The following is a 13,696-nucleotide window of genomic DNA, read 5'->3' as shown; positions in this document are numbered from 1 at the left end:
TCTCTGACAGAAATAGTGTTGGTGAGAATCTCATTATGCTTCGTATTGCAGTCGCGCAGCTCAATCCCGTCATGGGCGATATCGCCGGAAATCTTGTCAAAGCTCGCGCCGCTCGTGCACAAGCTGCCGAGATGAAGGCTGATCTCATCCTGTTCACAGAGCTGTTCATTGCCGGTTATCCGCCCGAGGATCTGGTGTTGAAGCCATCCTTCGTTGCAGCCTGCGAGCATGCAGTGCGCGAACTCGCCGCCGATACGGCGGATGGCGGCCCGGGCGTCATCATCGGAACGCCTTTGCGGCGCGAAAGTGGATTGCATAATTCGGTCATGGTGCTGGATGGCGGTGAGGTGATTGCCGAGCGGTTCAAGGTCGATCTGCCGAATTACGGTGAGTTTGACGAAAAACGCGTTTTCGAGGCTGGCCCGCTGCTTGGCCCGGTCAATTTCCGGGGCGTGCGCATCGGTATTCCGATCTGCGAGGATATCTGGGGTGAACTTGGCGTTTCGGAAACGCTTGCCGAAAGTGGTGCTGAATTCCTTCTCGTGCCCAATGGTTCCCCCTATCATCGTTCCAAGCTGGACTTGCGCTATCAGGTCGTTCTGAAGCAGGTGCTGCTGGCAGAATTGCCGATGCTCTATGTCAATCAGGTTGGCGGTCAGGACGAGCTTGTCTTCGATGGTGCGTCATTCGCTTTCAATCCGGGCAACAATTTCCCGTGCCTGCAAATGCCGCAATTTGCCGAGCAGATTGCCTTGACCATCTGGCGGCGTGACGGTGACACATGGCGTTGTGAAGAGGGTGAGAAGGCCACACTTCCAGAAGGGTTGGAGACGGACTATTCCGCCTGTGTGCTGGGTCTGCGTGATTATGTGAACAAGAACGGTTTCAAGGACGTCGTTCTTGGTCTTTCGGGCGGTATCGACTCGGCAATCTGCGCTGCCATGGGCGTTGACGCATTGGGGCCGGAGCGTGTGCGCTGCATCATGCTGCCATATCGCTATACGTCGGATGAATCCCTGAAAGACGCAGCCGATTGCGCCAAGGCGCTTGGCGTGCGTTACGATATCGTGCCGATCGCCGAGCCGGTTGAAGGCTTCATGAGTGCGCTCCAGCCACTCTTTGCTGGAACCAATAGCGGCGTGACTGAAGAAAACCTGCAAAGCCGGGCACGTGGCACGATCCTTATGGCGGTGTCGAACAAGTTCGGCTCCATGGTCGTCACGACCGGCAACAAGTCGGAAATGTCGGTTGGCTACGCCACGCTTTACGGCGATATGAATGGCGGTTTCAATCCGATCAAGGACGTGTACAAGATGCAGGTCTATGCGATGTCGGAATGGCGCAACAGCCATGTTCCGCAAGGTTCGCTCGGACCTACAGGCGCAGTGATCCCCGAGAACATCATCTCCAAGGCGCCGTCCGCCGAATTGCGTGAGAACCAGACCGATCAGGACAGCTTGCCGCCTTATCCGGTGCTCGACGATATTTTGGAATGTCTGGTCGAAAACGAAATGAGCAATGCTGATATTGTTGCGCGTGGTCATCCGGTTGAAACCGTGCAACGGATTGAACATCTGCTCTATCTGGCTGAATACAAGCGCCGGCAATCTGCGCCGGGTGTAAAGATTACCAGGAAGAATTTTGGACGCGATCGCCGTTATCCCATAACGAACCGCTTCCGCGACCGCTGAACATACTGACTGAAAGCCTTTGAAATGACTGTAACTGTGCGTTTCGCTCCGTCGCCGACGGGCTATATTCATATCGGCAACACGCGCACTGCGCTGTCCAACTGGCTTTTTGCCAAGAAAAACGGCGGTAGGTTCATCCTGCGCTATGACGATACGGATGTTGAACGGTCGCGTGTGGAATATGCCGAGGCCATCGCCGTCGATCTCGACTGGCTGGGCGTGAAACCAGACCGCATTGAATATCAGTCGAAGCGTTTTGATGTTTATGCCCGCGCAGTGGAAAAGCTGAAGGCCGCAGGCCTGCTTTATGCCTGCTATGAAACCGCTGACGAGCTGGAGCGCCGCCGCAAGCTGCGCCTCGCGCGCCGCCTGCCGCCGGTTTATGGCCGCGAGGCGCTAAAACTCACTGATGCGGAAAAGGCTGCTTTCGAGGCGGAAGGCCGCAAGCCGCATTGGCGTTTCCTGCTACCGAATTTCGAGAGCGACCCGTTCGCAACACAGCGCACCGAAGTTCACTGGGACGATCTGGTGCGTGGGTCTCAGGTTGTTGATCTGGCGTCCATGTCGGACCCCGTGCTGGTGCGCGAAGATGGCACCTATCTCTATACGCTCCCTTCGGTCGTGGATGATATCGATCTCGGCGTCAGCCATATTATCCGTGGCGACGACCATCTGACGAATACGGGCGTGCAGATTGCAATCTTCCGCGCGCTCGGCGCTGAGCCGCCGGTGTTCGGACACCACAATCTGCTGACGACCACGACCGGCGAGGGGCTTTCAAAGCGCACCGGCGCGCTTTCGGTCGGATCACTGCGCGAAAACGGCTACGAGCCGATGGCGGTTGCTTCGCTGGCTATTCTGATCGGCACGTCGGAAAACGTCGCCGCCGCGCCAACCATGGATGCGCTGGCAGAACGTTTTGATCTGGCGTCGATTTCAAAATCGTCTGCCAAGTTCGATCCGGCAGAACTGGACACGCTTAATCGCGCATTGCTGCATGAAATGTCTTTTGCAGACGCCAAGCCGCGTCTCGCAGCGCTTGGCATTGAAGGCGACAAGGCCGAGCCATTCTGGCTCGCCGTGCGTGGCAATCTGGATCGTTTCGGTGATGTGCAGCATTGGTGGCAGATCGTGACCGGCGACCTGCCGGACACGCCGGAACTGTCGGATGAAGATGTCGAATTTGCACAAGCCGCGTTCACGCTTTTGCCAGCAGGCCCTTGGGATCAGCAGACCTGGAAGATGTGGACGGATGCGGTCAAGTCGGAAACGGGACGCAAGGGCAAGGGGCTCTTCATGCCGTTGCGTCTGGTGCTGACCGGACAGGCTCACGGGCCAGAACTGGCCGACCTTCTGGTGCTGATGGGCCCGGAAAAGGCGCAAAGCCGACAGCCCTGATCGGATCGTTTACGATAGGAAATAAAATAGCCGGCACAGTGGATACTGTGCCGGCTTTCTTGTTTTGGAAGATGCTTACTTGCGGAGCTTTGTCTTGCGGGCAGGCGCTTCGCCTGCGCGCTGCAACGCTTCCACTACCGATAGAGCGGTCATGTTGACGACGCCGCGCGATGTCACCGAAGGCGTCAGAATATGCGCAGGGCGTGCTGCACCGAGCAGAATCGGGCCGACATGCAGGGCGTCGGTGACGGTCTTGACGACGTTGAGCGTGATATTCGCCGCATCAAGGTTCGGGAAAACCAGAAGATTGGCTTCACCCTTGAGGCGCGAATTCGGGAACACGCGGTCGCGCAGCGCCTGAGACAGGGCCGAGTCACCATGCATTTCGCCGTCAGATTCAAGATCTGGAGCCTTTTCCGCGAGAATAGCCGCAGCCTGCCGCATCTTTTCCGCACTGGCGCTTTCCTTCGAACCAAAGTTCGAATGCGAAACCAGAGCAGCCTTCGGCACAATGCCGAAGCGGTCGATTTCCTTGGCGGCGAGAATTGCCATTTCGGCAAGCTCGTTGGCATTCGGATCGACATTCACATAGGTGTCGGTCAGGAACAGCGCGCCGCGCTGCGAAATCAGCAGGCTGAGCGCGGAATAATCGCGGATACCCGGCACAATGCCGATGATCTGGCGCACAACGCGCAGATGGCGCTCGAAACGGCCTTCAAGACCGCAGATCATCGCATCCGCTTCGTCACGCATCACAGCAAGCGCCGCAATCGCGGTTGAATTGGTGCGCACGATGGTGCGGGCAGCTTCCGGCGTGACGCCCTGACGGCCCGTATAGGACAGGTACAGGTCGACATAGTCGCGGTAGCGTGGATCGTCTTCAGGGTTGATGAGTTCGAAATCGACACCCTGACGGATTTTCAGGCCATAGCGGCGCAGGCGCGTTTCAACAACCTGCGGACGACCGACGAGGATTGGCGCGGCGATACGTTCTTCGATCACCACCTGTGCGGCGCGCAGCACGCGCTCGTCTTCACCATCGGCATAGATGACGCGCTTCGGCTTGTCTTGCGAACGGGCCGCAGCGAAAACCGGCTTCATGATGAGGCCCGAGCGGAACACGAAGCGGTTCAGTCTGTCGAGATAGGCTTCCATGTCTTCGATCGGGCGCGTGGCGACACCGGTTTCCATCGCAGCCTTTGCGACAGCCGGAGCAATACGCAGGATCAGGCGCTGATCGAAAGGCGAGGGAATGATGTAGTCCGGGCCGAAGGTCGGTGTATCGCCGGAATAGGCTTTGGCAGCGACATCGGAAGGTTCTTCACGCGCAAGCGACGCAATGGCGCGCACGGCGGCAAGCTTCATTTCTTCATTGATCGCGGTTGCACCGACATCGAGTGCGCCGCGGAAGATGTATGGGAAGCAAAGAACGTTGTTGACCTGGTTGGGATAGTCGGACCGTCCGGTGCAGATCATGGCGTCGGCACGCGCAGCGCGCGCTTCTTCCGGCATGATTTCCGGCTTCGGATTGGCCAGCGCCATGATCAGCGGCTTTTCAGCCATCTGATTGAGCAGTTCCGGCTTCAGGACGCCTGCTGCTGAAAGGCCGAGGAACACATCCGCGCCGCCGATGACATCGGCCAGGGTGCGTGCGTCGGTCTTCTGCGCATAGATTTCTTTCCAGCGGTCCATCAGCGTGTTGCGGCCTTCATAGACCACGCCTTCCAGATCGCAGACCCAGATGTTTTCGCGCTTGGCGCCGAGATTGACGAGAAGATTGAGGCAGGCGAGAGCCGCCGCACCGGCACCGGAGGTGACGATCTTGGCGTCTGCAATCTGCTTGCCAGCAAGCTCCAGACCGTTCAGCACTGCGGCGGCTACGATGATCGCCGTACCATGCTGATCGTCATGGAAAACCGGAATATTCATCTTTGCGCGAAGCTGTTCTTCAACTTCGAAACATTCCGGCGCCTTGATATCTTCCAGATTGATGCCGCCGAAGGTCGGCTCAAGAGCGGAAACCACGTCGACGACACGGTTGATTTCAAGCGCGTCGATTTCGATGTCGAAAACATCGATATCGGCGAATTTCTTGAACAGGACCGCCTTGCCTTCCATGACCGGCTTCGATGCGAGCGCGCCGATATTGCCGAGGCCGAGAACAGCCGTACCGTTCGAAACGACCGCCACGAGGTTGCCGCGCGCCGTGTATTCGGCGGCGGTTGCCGGGTCTTCCTGAATGGCGAGGCAGGGAGCGGCTACGCCCGGCGAATAAGCGAGCGCAAGGTCACGCTGGTTCCCGAGCGGCTTGGTTGACTGGATTTCCAGCTTTCCGGGCTTCGGATATCGATGGAAAAACAGAGCTGCTTCATCGAAGTCCGAACGCGTCGGCGTGGAAGGAGTTTTCTTGGTCATAGTCGCATCGCTTTCCATTTTTCCGCACCGCCGGGATGATGAACGGCGCGTGGAGGGTGCAATTACATGCACACCGAGCCTTTAAACACGTGGGTCGGGCATTCTGGTTTTAACTTAAACTCTCACGTCCCATTAGGCCCGTTTTGGAGAATGAGTTTATCTGTAATGTAATGGCCGCGTCAGAAGGCACTCTGATAAGCACCGCCGTCAATAACGAGATTCTGCCCCGTTATATAGCCTGCATGCTGTGAGCAGAGAAAGGCGCAAGCTTTTCCGAACTCTTCCGGCTGGCCTATGCGTCCTGCCGGGATACGCGCCGCGCGCTTGGCTGCTTCCGCTTCTGCTGTGGTACCGGTCTTCTCTGCCGAGAAGGCAAAGCCCTTGCGCAGGCGGTCGGTGTCGAAGGCACCGGGCAGGATATTGTTGATGGTGACATTGGCTCCCGCAACGGTGCGGGCAACGCCAGCCAGAAAGGCGGTCAGCCCGGCACGGGCCCCGGACGACAGGTCAAGCCCCGGAATGGGCGCATAGACCGAGGTGGAGGTGATGTTGACGATGCGGCCAAAGCCGCGCTCGACCATGCCGTCGATGACTGCCTTGATCAGCTCAATGGGGGTGACCATGTTCTGCGTCACGCCTTCGAGAAGGGCTTCGCGGTCGAGCAAACGGAAGTCGCGGAAAGGCGGCCCGCCATTGTTGTTGACGAGAATATCGGGGTTGGGGCAGGCGGCAAGCAAAGCCTGCTGGCCTTCCGGGGTCGAAACATCGGCAGCCACGGTAACCACATTGACGCCATAGGCCGAGCGGACGGCCTCAGCTGCTTCAAGCAGTGTTTCTTCACTACGACCGTTCAGCACGATATCGCATCCTGCTTCGGCCAGTGCTTCGGCGCAGGCGCGGCCCAGACCTTTGCTGGAAGCGCATACGATTGCCTTGCGACCTTTCAAGCCCAAATCCACGGCTCGATCCTCTTTGCTTTTTTAAAGGTCATGGAGACATGCCACCAAGCGCCAAGGGCAATCAACCGGATTCTGGTTGACGCGCTGATGTGTCCACTTTTCTTGCGCCCGATTTGAACGTTTTTCGGTGTTTTTCACGCTCAATGTTCTGTGATCGTGGTTTTCGGGCGACGGCTGGTCCGTCGGCAGCTGTCATATGCGCGTTACAGTCCCGTCATGCCCCTGTGACATGAATCAGGTTTTCTGCATGCAGTTTCAGGTTGCCATTGAGAGGGACAACCAAAATGAGCACTGACGCAGCAGAAGCGAAGAAATTCCGGACGATTTTCATCTCGGATGTGCATTTGGGGTCAAAAGCCGCGCAGGCCGACCTGCTTCTCGATTTCCTGCGTTACCATGATGCGGATACGATGTATCTGGTCGGCGATATCGTCGATGGCTGGCGGTTGCGGCGCAACTGGCACTGGCCGCAGGAACATAACGACGTTGTCCAGAAGCTGCTGCGCAAGAGCCGCAAGGGCACCAATATCATCTACATCGCCGGCAATCACGATGAGTTCCTGCGTAATTTTCAGGGAACGCATTTTGGCGGTATTGAAGTCATGAACCGCTCCATTCACGAGACGGCGGATGGCCGCAAGTTTCTGGTGATCCACGGCGATCAGTTTGACGTGGTGGTGCGCAATGCCCGTTTCATCGCTTATCTCGGCGACTGGGCCTATGATACCGCGATCTGGATCAACACATTGATGAACCGTGTGCGGTCTCTCTTCGGCCTGCGCTACTGGTCATTTTCGGCCTGGGCGAAATTCCGGGTGAAAAAGGCGGTCAATTTCATCGGCGAGTTCGAAACGGTCGTGTCTGAAGAGGCGAAGCGCATCGGCGTCGATGGCGTCATTTGCGGCCATATTCACCACGCCACCATCGAAAAAATGAACGATGTTGAATATATCAATACCGGTGACTGGGTGGAAAGTTGCACGGCGGTGCTGGAGCATTTCGACGGTCGCATGGAACTGGTGAATTGGACCCAGATGCGCGACGAGAAGTCGTCCGGCGGCAAAGCCATTGCGCAGGACAGCCGGGCTGATGACAACAGAATTGTCCGGCTACCACGTGCTGCCCGCAACGCGGCGAAAATTGCCGGATGAACAAGCTCGTCATCGTCACCGACGCCTGGCATCCACAAGTCAACGGTGTCGTTCGGACACTGACCAAGTGCGAAGAAATGATGCGCGCACGGGGCTACGAGGTGATCGTCGTTTCCCCACTCGATTATAAATCGATACCGTGCCCGACCTATCCCGAGATCAGGCTTGCTCTGACTACGCCCGGTGCATTTCGGCGGCGGCTCGTACAGATGAAGCCGGACTATATCCATATCGCTACCGAAGGTCCGCTGGGCTATATGGCGCGGCAGGCTTGCCTGAAAAAGGGCTGGAGTTTCACCACCAGTTTTCACACGCGCTTTCCCGAATATGTGGCGGAGCGTTTTCCGGTTCCCTTGAGCTGGAGCTATGGATTTCTGCGGCATTTCCACAATGCCGCGTCGCATACGCTCGTGCCGACGCAATCCATTCTGGATGATCTGAAAGAGCGCGGCTTTACCGGCCTCAATCTGTGGACGCGCGGCGTGGATCGCGGCGTCTTTCACGCCCGCGCCAATGTGAACCGCGATCTGCCGGGGCCTGTCTTCATCTGCGTTGGGCGCGTGGCAACGGAAAAGAACCTTCCGGCATTTCTTAGTCTCGATCTTCCCGGTACCAAACTGATCGTCGGTGACGGCCCGGCGCTCGATGATCTGAAATCACGTTTTCCGGATGCCGTATTTGTCGGTAAGCGGGAAGGTGAGGCGCTTGCGGAAACCTATGCGTCGGCTGATGTGTTCGTTTTCCCAAGCCGGACAGACACGTTTGGCCTTGTTCTGCTGGAAGCAATTGCGTCAGGCCTGCCTGTCGCGGCATTTCCTGTGCCGGGATCGAAAGACGTCATCGGTGCGACGGGCGCAGGCGTTCTTTCAGAAGATTTGCACGCGGCCTGCATGGCCGCGCTGGAGCTTGAACCCTTCGATCCCGAACAGGTTCTGAAGCCCTTTACGTGGGAAACCTGTGGCGACATTTTTGAAGAGGCTTTGACCTCGATTGCTGGTGATCGCCCTTCGCGGACCTATCAGGAGGCCGCTCAGCCCCAGACGGTCGCTTCCGGCGGATAAACAAGCGCGCCGTCGTAACGAAGGCCCGGATCACGATCATGCGCAAGAAGCAGCGGTCCGTCGAGATCGACAACCGTTGCCTTCTGGGCAAGTAGCACCGCGGGCGCCATACCAAGCGATGTGCCGACCATGCAACCGACCATGATTTTCAGGCCAAGACCAATGGCCTTTTCGCGCATCACCAGACCTTCGGTCAGTCCGCCTGCCTTGTCGAGCTTGATGTTCACGGCGTCATAGCGCTTGGCAAGTTCTTCCAGACCCTCTGACGTGTGGACACTTTCGTCGGCACAGATCATGACCGGGCGTTCAATCTCGCTCAGTATCGCATCTTTACCAGCAGGCAGGGGTTGTTCGATCAGGATCACGCCCGCATCGGCGGCAGCGCGCATGTTTTCGGCAATATTTGCATCGGTCCAGCCTTCATTCGCATCAATGATGATGCGGCTGTTTGGTGCTGCATCGGTGACGGCGCGAATGCGCTCAATGTCGTTCTCGCCGCCCATCTTCACCTTGATCAGCGGATAATGTGCAACTTTGGCCGTGGATTCTGCCATTTCCTCTGGCGTGCCCAGCGAAACGGTAATCGCCGTTTCAAGCGGCTTGAATTCACCGCCCAGCGTATCGGCAACGCTTTTACCGCTGATCTTGGCTTCTAGATCCCACAAGGCACAGTCGACGGCATTGCGCGCGGCACCGGCAGGCATCAGCTTCTGAATGTCCTGACGTGTCGCGCCGCCTTCGATCTCGGCCCGGACGGCTTCGATTGACGCGGTGACGCTTTCAATGCTCTCGCCATAGCGCGCATAAGGTACGCATTCGCCACGCCCTTGATGCTCACCGTTGCCAATTGCACACACAACAACGGCAGCTTCAGTCTTTGACCCACGCGAAATTGTGAATTTTCCGGCGATGGGGTAGCGTTCAACAAGGATGTTCAAGGTATTCTGCATGGAGAGCCTTCCGAATCTCAATCCCGAAAAGTTGATGGGCTTTTGGGATGAGATGGTGCGTGAGAGCGCGGAATTGGGGTATTCGTCTGATTCATCGGGCGGATGCTCCAATACGCTGTATTTCGGTCGTGTTACGACTCGTATATGAGGTTTGCCATGTTGACCGACACTGCTGACAAAGCAAGAGCTGCCGCGAATGTCGCGCCAAAGATCGATGTGGCGGATCAGGATGGCGTGCGCCTCGTTCGCTTGAGCGGACGCTGGGTTTCGCAAAGCGTTCATCTTGTCGATGACAAGATGCGCAGCCTCGAAAAAGTCGCGGGCAGCCAATCCACGCATATTGATGCTTCCGGCATATCCGGCCTCGATACGGCAGGCGCCTGGCTTGTCGAGCGGCTGAGGCAGCGTCTCGTGACCCAGAAGGCCGATGTGCAGCTTGAAGGCATTCGCGAATCCTGGGCACCGCTGATGGATGAAGTTGGCGGTGCGGTTGAGCGGGCGCTCGATGTTCCTCGCACCAAGAAACCATTCTTTCTCATTGCTTTTCTGGCTGCCCTTGGCGGTGGCGTCGTCTCGATTTACGACGACTTCAAGATGTCGATGCATATTCTGGGTGCCACTATTCGCGGTGCGCAGCTCAAATATGGTCGCGGAAGCGGGATTCCGATTGCCGCCATCGTAACGCAGATGGATCGCATGGGCGTGGGTGCCATTCCCATTATCATTCTGATGTCGACCATCGTCGGTGCGATCATCGCGCAGCAGGGTGCTTTTCAGCTGCGTTACTTCGGTGCTGAGATTTTCGTGGTCGATCTGGTCGGCATTCTGGTCTTGCGTGAATTGGGCGTGCTTTTGACCGCGATCATGATTGCAGGCCGCTCCGGCAGCGCGATTACTGCTGAAATTGGCTCCATGAAAATGCGCGAAGAAACCGACGCGCTGACGGTTATCGGGCTCAATCCCGTAGGCGTTCTGGTGTTTCCGCGCCTTGTTGCCCTCGTCATCGTGCTGCCGCTGCTGACAATCATTTCCAATCTGGCCGCATTGGTCGGGGCAGGCGGCGTCGCGTGGTTTTATTCCAATATCTCGCCGGAAGCCTTTATCAGCCGTCTGCATGATGCAGTAGCGCTGAATACCTATTTCGCCGGTTTGATCAAGGCACCGTTCATGGCAATGATCATCGGTATTCTTGCTTCGGTCGAAGGTATGAAAGTCGGCGGAAGTGCAGAATCACTTGGACGCCGGGTCACCGCATCGGTGGTGAAGGCTATTTTCGTGGTTATCGTCGTCGACGGCATGTTTGCGATGTTCTACGCAGCGATTAATTTCTAGAGATTTATATGACCGTTGTTTTGTTTGGGTTCTTTGAGACACAGTTACACAGAAAACTGAACCTGCGGTCGCTTTCGGCTGTTCAGTCGGAAGCTTGGCTCGGTTAAAGAATAGGTATGGAGAACGGTATCGACGTAGAGTCGCAACCACAGCAGGATGAAAGCCATCACACGGCGATACCGATGATTTCGGTACGCGACGTAACGGTTTCGTTTGGCCGTTCGCCAGTGTTGGATAGGCTTTCGCTCGATATCTACAAGGGCGAGGTTTTGGGCTTCATCGGTCCATCAGGATCAGGCAAGTCCGTGCTGATGCGCACCATTTTGGGGCTGAACAAGAAGCAGTCCGGCGAAATCGAGATTCTCGGTCGCAACATTGATCGTCTCAATGAAATGGAGAAAATGGCCATCGACATGCGGATGGGCGTTCTTTTCCAGCACGGCGCGTTGTTTTCCGCGCTCAACGTGCTTGAGAATATTCAGGTTCCGATGCGCGAATATCTCGATCTGTCGCCAAAGCTGATGGATGAGCTGGCGCGACTGAAGATTGATCTCGTGGGACTGAAGCCGGATACGGCTGAGAAATTTCCATCTGAACTTTCAGGCGGCATGATCAAGCGCGCCGCTTTGGCGCGTGCGCTGGCGCTCGATCCGGATATCGTTTTTCTCGACGAGCCGACCTCGGGGCTCGATCCGATCGGCGCTGCGGAGTTTGATGAGCTGATTGCGAACCTGCGCGATACGATGGGTCTGACCGTCTATATGGTCACGCACGATCTCGACAGCCTCTTCGCCATCTGTGACCGAATTGCCGTTCTGGGGAACAAGAAAGTGCTGGTCAGCGGCACGATTGAAGACATGCTGCATGTAGACGACCCATGGGTTAAATCCTATTTTCGGGGCAAGCGAGCGCGCCAGATCGATACTTCGGCGCCATCAAGACGGCGGCCCGGCAGCCGCTTGCAGACGGGATAAGATATGGAAACAAAAGCCAATTACGTTCTGGTCGGGGTTTTCACGCTGCTTGTCAGCCTGCTGGCTTTCGGATTCGTGTACTGGATTGCGCGCTTCGGTGAGGCTCGTGAATCCATTCCCATGGATGTGCGTATTCCCGGCTCGGTAACGGGCCTGACTGTTGGAAGTCAGGTTTTGTTCAACGGTATCAAGGTCGGTGACGTTCGGGGGTTGCATCTCGATGAGAGCAACCCGGAAATGGTGATCGTGCAGACCCGCGTGAACGGCAGCACACCAATCACGCGTTCGACTGCCGCAACGCTTGGCTTTCAGGGTCTGACCGGTCAGGCCTATATCGAACTCAAGGGTGGCCGTCTGGATGAGCCTAACCTGCTGACAGAAGCAGCCAAGGAAGAATCGGTCGCTCGTATCGACGCTGACCCGTCTGCGGTCAACAATCTCCTCGCCACCGCACAGGACATTTTCGGACGCGCCAACACGGTGCTCGGCGAGCTGGAAGGCTTTGTCAAAGAAGCCCGTGGTCCTCTGACCGACACGATCAACAATACCAAGACATTCACCGATGCACTGGCCAAAAATGCCGATGTCATCGACGAACTGGGCTCCAATGCCGGTAACATCAAGCAGATCATCGAAGACGCGAAGGAAACGATGGCGCGTCTCAATGCTGCGTCGGTTCGCGTTGACGGCATTCTGGCCAAGACCGACAAGCTTCTGTCCACGGATGACAAGGACGGGGTTGTGGCGCAGGCCAAGGCGACGCTTGAATCCATTCGCCAGACTTCGGACAATCTCGACAAGCGCTTGGGACCGATTGCAGATAATTTGCAGCGTTTCTCAGGCCAGGGTCTTAGGGACGTGCAGTCTGTGGTTGTTGACAGCCGCCGCTCCATACAGCGTATAGAACAGGCGATCACAGAACTCGAACGCAACCCGCAACGTTTGATTTTCGGCGGGCAAGGCAGTGTACCTCAGTATAACGGAAGGGCGCGTCATTGATTTTCTCGGCTGAAAATTCGACAAACGGGTCTATGAACGTGAAATCGCGCCGCAACCGTTCTCTCGCAGGTTCTGTTTCGCTTGTTCTGGCGGCGCTTCTTGCTGGCTGTGGAACGACACCTCTCGATACGTTCAATCTGACGACGCCGAAGCCAGCTGTGTCGTCGCCGAGCCGCAAGAGCTTGCAGCTTTTAGTTCCGACGCCGACAGCGTTGAAGGCGCTCGATAGCGAAAATATCGTGATCAGTTCCGCGCCGGGTTCCATCGAATATCTCAAAGGCGCGCAGTGGGGCGACAGGCTGACGAATATCGTTCAGTCCCGCCTCGTCCAGGCTTATGAGAATACCGGGGTGTTTGGCGGCGTTGGCCGTCCGGGTGACGGTCTGGCGATCAATTATCAGATCCTGACAGACCTTCGTATGTTCGGTGTACAGGTCAGCGGCGGCTCCAGAACTGCTGTTGTGGAACTCGCCATCAAGCTTATGAATGACAAGACCGGTGAAGTGCGCGCAACGCGGGTGTTCCGGAGTACTGCGCCTGTCAGCGGAACCGGTAATGCGGCTTACGTGAAGGCGCTCGATGCAGCCTTTGATCGTGCCGCAAATGAAATTGTCGGCTGGACAGTTTCCGCTATTTAAGTCGCATAGACGTTCGAGCTGATCGGTAGAAATGAACAAGGCGGGGCTTTGAACCCCGCCTTTTTTTATTTGGCATCAGAAACCCGGGAACGGCGGACTTTGCCGCGTCTGCGCCTACGTACACTGCG

11 protein-coding genes are annotated in these 13,696 nt (G+C 56.9%); 8 read left to right on the top strand and 3 right to left on the bottom strand.

All coding sequences use genetic code 11. The annotated features are described in order from the left end of the window. The first annotated feature begins 35 nt into the window (after positions 1–35). Positions 36–1,691 (top strand): NAD+ synthase, encoded by a 1,656-nt coding sequence (locus ACTJKP_RS13375; RefSeq protein ID WP_440631010.1) that lies wholly within the window; start codon positions 36–38, stop codon positions 1,689–1,691. Positions 1,692–1,715: 24 nt separating this feature from the next. Next, a complete protein-coding gene (gene gltX / locus ACTJKP_RS13370; protein WP_440631009.1) occupies positions 1,716–3,089 on the top strand; it encodes a glutamate--tRNA ligase in 1,374 nt (457 codons plus the stop codon). 75 nt (positions 3,090–3,164) lie between these two features. On the opposite strand, the gene ACTJKP_RS13365 is transcribed toward gltX, so the two are convergent. Together ACTJKP_RS13365 and ACTJKP_RS13360 are read right to left on the bottom strand one after the other, a co-directional pair. Further along, positions 3,165–5,504, bottom strand: a complete 2,340-nt coding sequence (locus tag ACTJKP_RS13365) for an NADP-dependent malic enzyme (RefSeq protein WP_440631008.1) — start codon at positions 5,502–5,504, stop codon at positions 3,165–3,167. A 179-nt stretch (positions 5,505–5,683) separates the two neighbouring features. After that, positions 5,684–6,463, bottom strand: coding sequence for an SDR family oxidoreductase (locus tag ACTJKP_RS13360; protein WP_440631007.1), 780 nt, complete (start codon positions 6,461–6,463; stop codon positions 5,684–5,686). Positions 6,464–6,747: 284 nt separating this feature from the next. Between ACTJKP_RS13360 and ACTJKP_RS13355 the strand changes: the two genes are divergently transcribed. Next, positions 6,748–7,614, top strand: coding sequence for a UDP-2,3-diacylglucosamine diphosphatase (locus ACTJKP_RS13355; RefSeq protein WP_440631006.1), 867 nt, complete (start codon positions 6,748–6,750; stop codon positions 7,612–7,614). After that, the gene (locus ACTJKP_RS13350) at positions 7,611–8,675 is read left to right on the top strand and encodes a glycosyltransferase family 4 protein (protein ID WP_440631005.1); all 1,065 of its coding nucleotides are present in this window, start codon (positions 7,611–7,613) and stop codon (positions 8,673–8,675) included. Before ACTJKP_RS13355 ends, ACTJKP_RS13350 begins: the two co-directional genes overlap by 4 nt. Here the strand turns inward: ACTJKP_RS13350 and dgcA are convergent. After that, positions 8,645–9,625 carry an N-acetyl-D-Glu racemase DgcA gene (gene dgcA / locus ACTJKP_RS13345; protein ID WP_440631004.1) on the bottom strand — a complete coding sequence of 327 codons (981 nt, stop codon included), beginning with the start codon at positions 9,623–9,625 and terminating at the stop codon, positions 8,645–8,647. The two genes, ACTJKP_RS13350 and dgcA, sit on opposite strands and share 31 nt — an antisense overlap. 156 nt (positions 9,626–9,781) lie before the next feature. Here dgcA and ACTJKP_RS13340 point away from each other — a divergent pair, with 156 nt between their 5' ends. The 4 genes from ACTJKP_RS13340 (at position 9,782) to ACTJKP_RS13325 (ending at position 13,568) form a co-directional block, all read left to right on the top strand. After that, positions 9,782–10,957, top strand: a complete 1,176-nt coding sequence (locus ACTJKP_RS13340) for an MlaE family ABC transporter permease (RefSeq protein WP_440631003.1) — start codon at positions 9,782–9,784, stop codon at positions 10,955–10,957. A 116-nt stretch (positions 10,958–11,073) separates the two neighbouring features. Further along, complete coding sequence (locus ACTJKP_RS13335) at positions 11,074–11,931, top strand: ABC transporter ATP-binding protein (protein ID WP_078338565.1); 858 nt, start codon at positions 11,074–11,076, stop codon at positions 11,929–11,931. Between the two features lie 3 nt (positions 11,932–11,934). Continuing rightward, positions 11,935–12,930 (top strand): MlaD family protein, encoded by a 996-nt coding sequence (locus tag ACTJKP_RS13330; protein ID WP_078338566.1) that lies wholly within the window; start codon positions 11,935–11,937, stop codon positions 12,928–12,930. 38 nt (positions 12,931–12,968) lie between these two features. Then, positions 12,969–13,568, top strand: a complete 600-nt coding sequence (locus ACTJKP_RS13325; RefSeq protein WP_440631089.1) for an ABC-type transport auxiliary lipoprotein family protein — start codon at positions 12,969–12,971, stop codon at positions 13,566–13,568. The last annotated feature ends 128 nt before the right edge of the window (positions 13,569–13,696 follow it).

The sequence above is a fragment of the Brucella sp. 22210 genome (assembly GCF_052045675.1).
Lineage (GTDB): Bacteria > Pseudomonadota > Alphaproteobacteria > Rhizobiales > Rhizobiaceae > Brucella.
This window is presented reverse-complemented; position numbering and strand designations above follow the sequence as displayed.

What these genes read in the sequence shown, in the direction of transcription:
- ACTJKP_RS13375 (WP_440631010.1), top strand. Translation starts at nt 36, where the DNA reads ATGCTTCGTATTGCAGTCGCGCAGCTCAATCCCGTCATGGGCGATATC.
- gltX (WP_440631009.1), top strand. Translation starts at nt 1,716, where the DNA reads ATGACTGTAACTGTGCGTTTCGCTCCGTCGCCGACGGGCTATATTCAT.
- ACTJKP_RS13365 (WP_440631008.1), bottom strand. Translation starts at nt 5,504, where the DNA reads ATGACCAAGAAAACTCCTTCCACGCCGACGCGTTCGGACTTCGATGAA.
- ACTJKP_RS13355 (WP_440631006.1), top strand. Translation starts at nt 6,748, where the DNA reads ATGAGCACTGACGCAGCAGAAGCGAAGAAATTCCGGACGATTTTCATC.
- ACTJKP_RS13350 (WP_440631005.1), top strand. Translation starts at nt 7,611, where the DNA reads ATGAACAAGCTCGTCATCGTCACCGACGCCTGGCATCCACAAGTCAAC.
- dgcA (WP_440631004.1), bottom strand. Translation starts at nt 9,625, where the DNA reads ATGCAGAATACCTTGAACATCCTTGTTGAACGCTACCCCATCGCCGGA.
- ACTJKP_RS13340 (WP_440631003.1), top strand. Translation starts at nt 9,782, where the DNA reads ATGTTGACCGACACTGCTGACAAAGCAAGAGCTGCCGCGAATGTCGCG.
- ACTJKP_RS13335 (WP_078338565.1), top strand. Translation starts at nt 11,074, where the DNA reads ATGGAGAACGGTATCGACGTAGAGTCGCAACCACAGCAGGATGAAAGC.
- ACTJKP_RS13330 (WP_078338566.1), top strand. Translation starts at nt 11,935, where the DNA reads ATGGAAACAAAAGCCAATTACGTTCTGGTCGGGGTTTTCACGCTGCTT.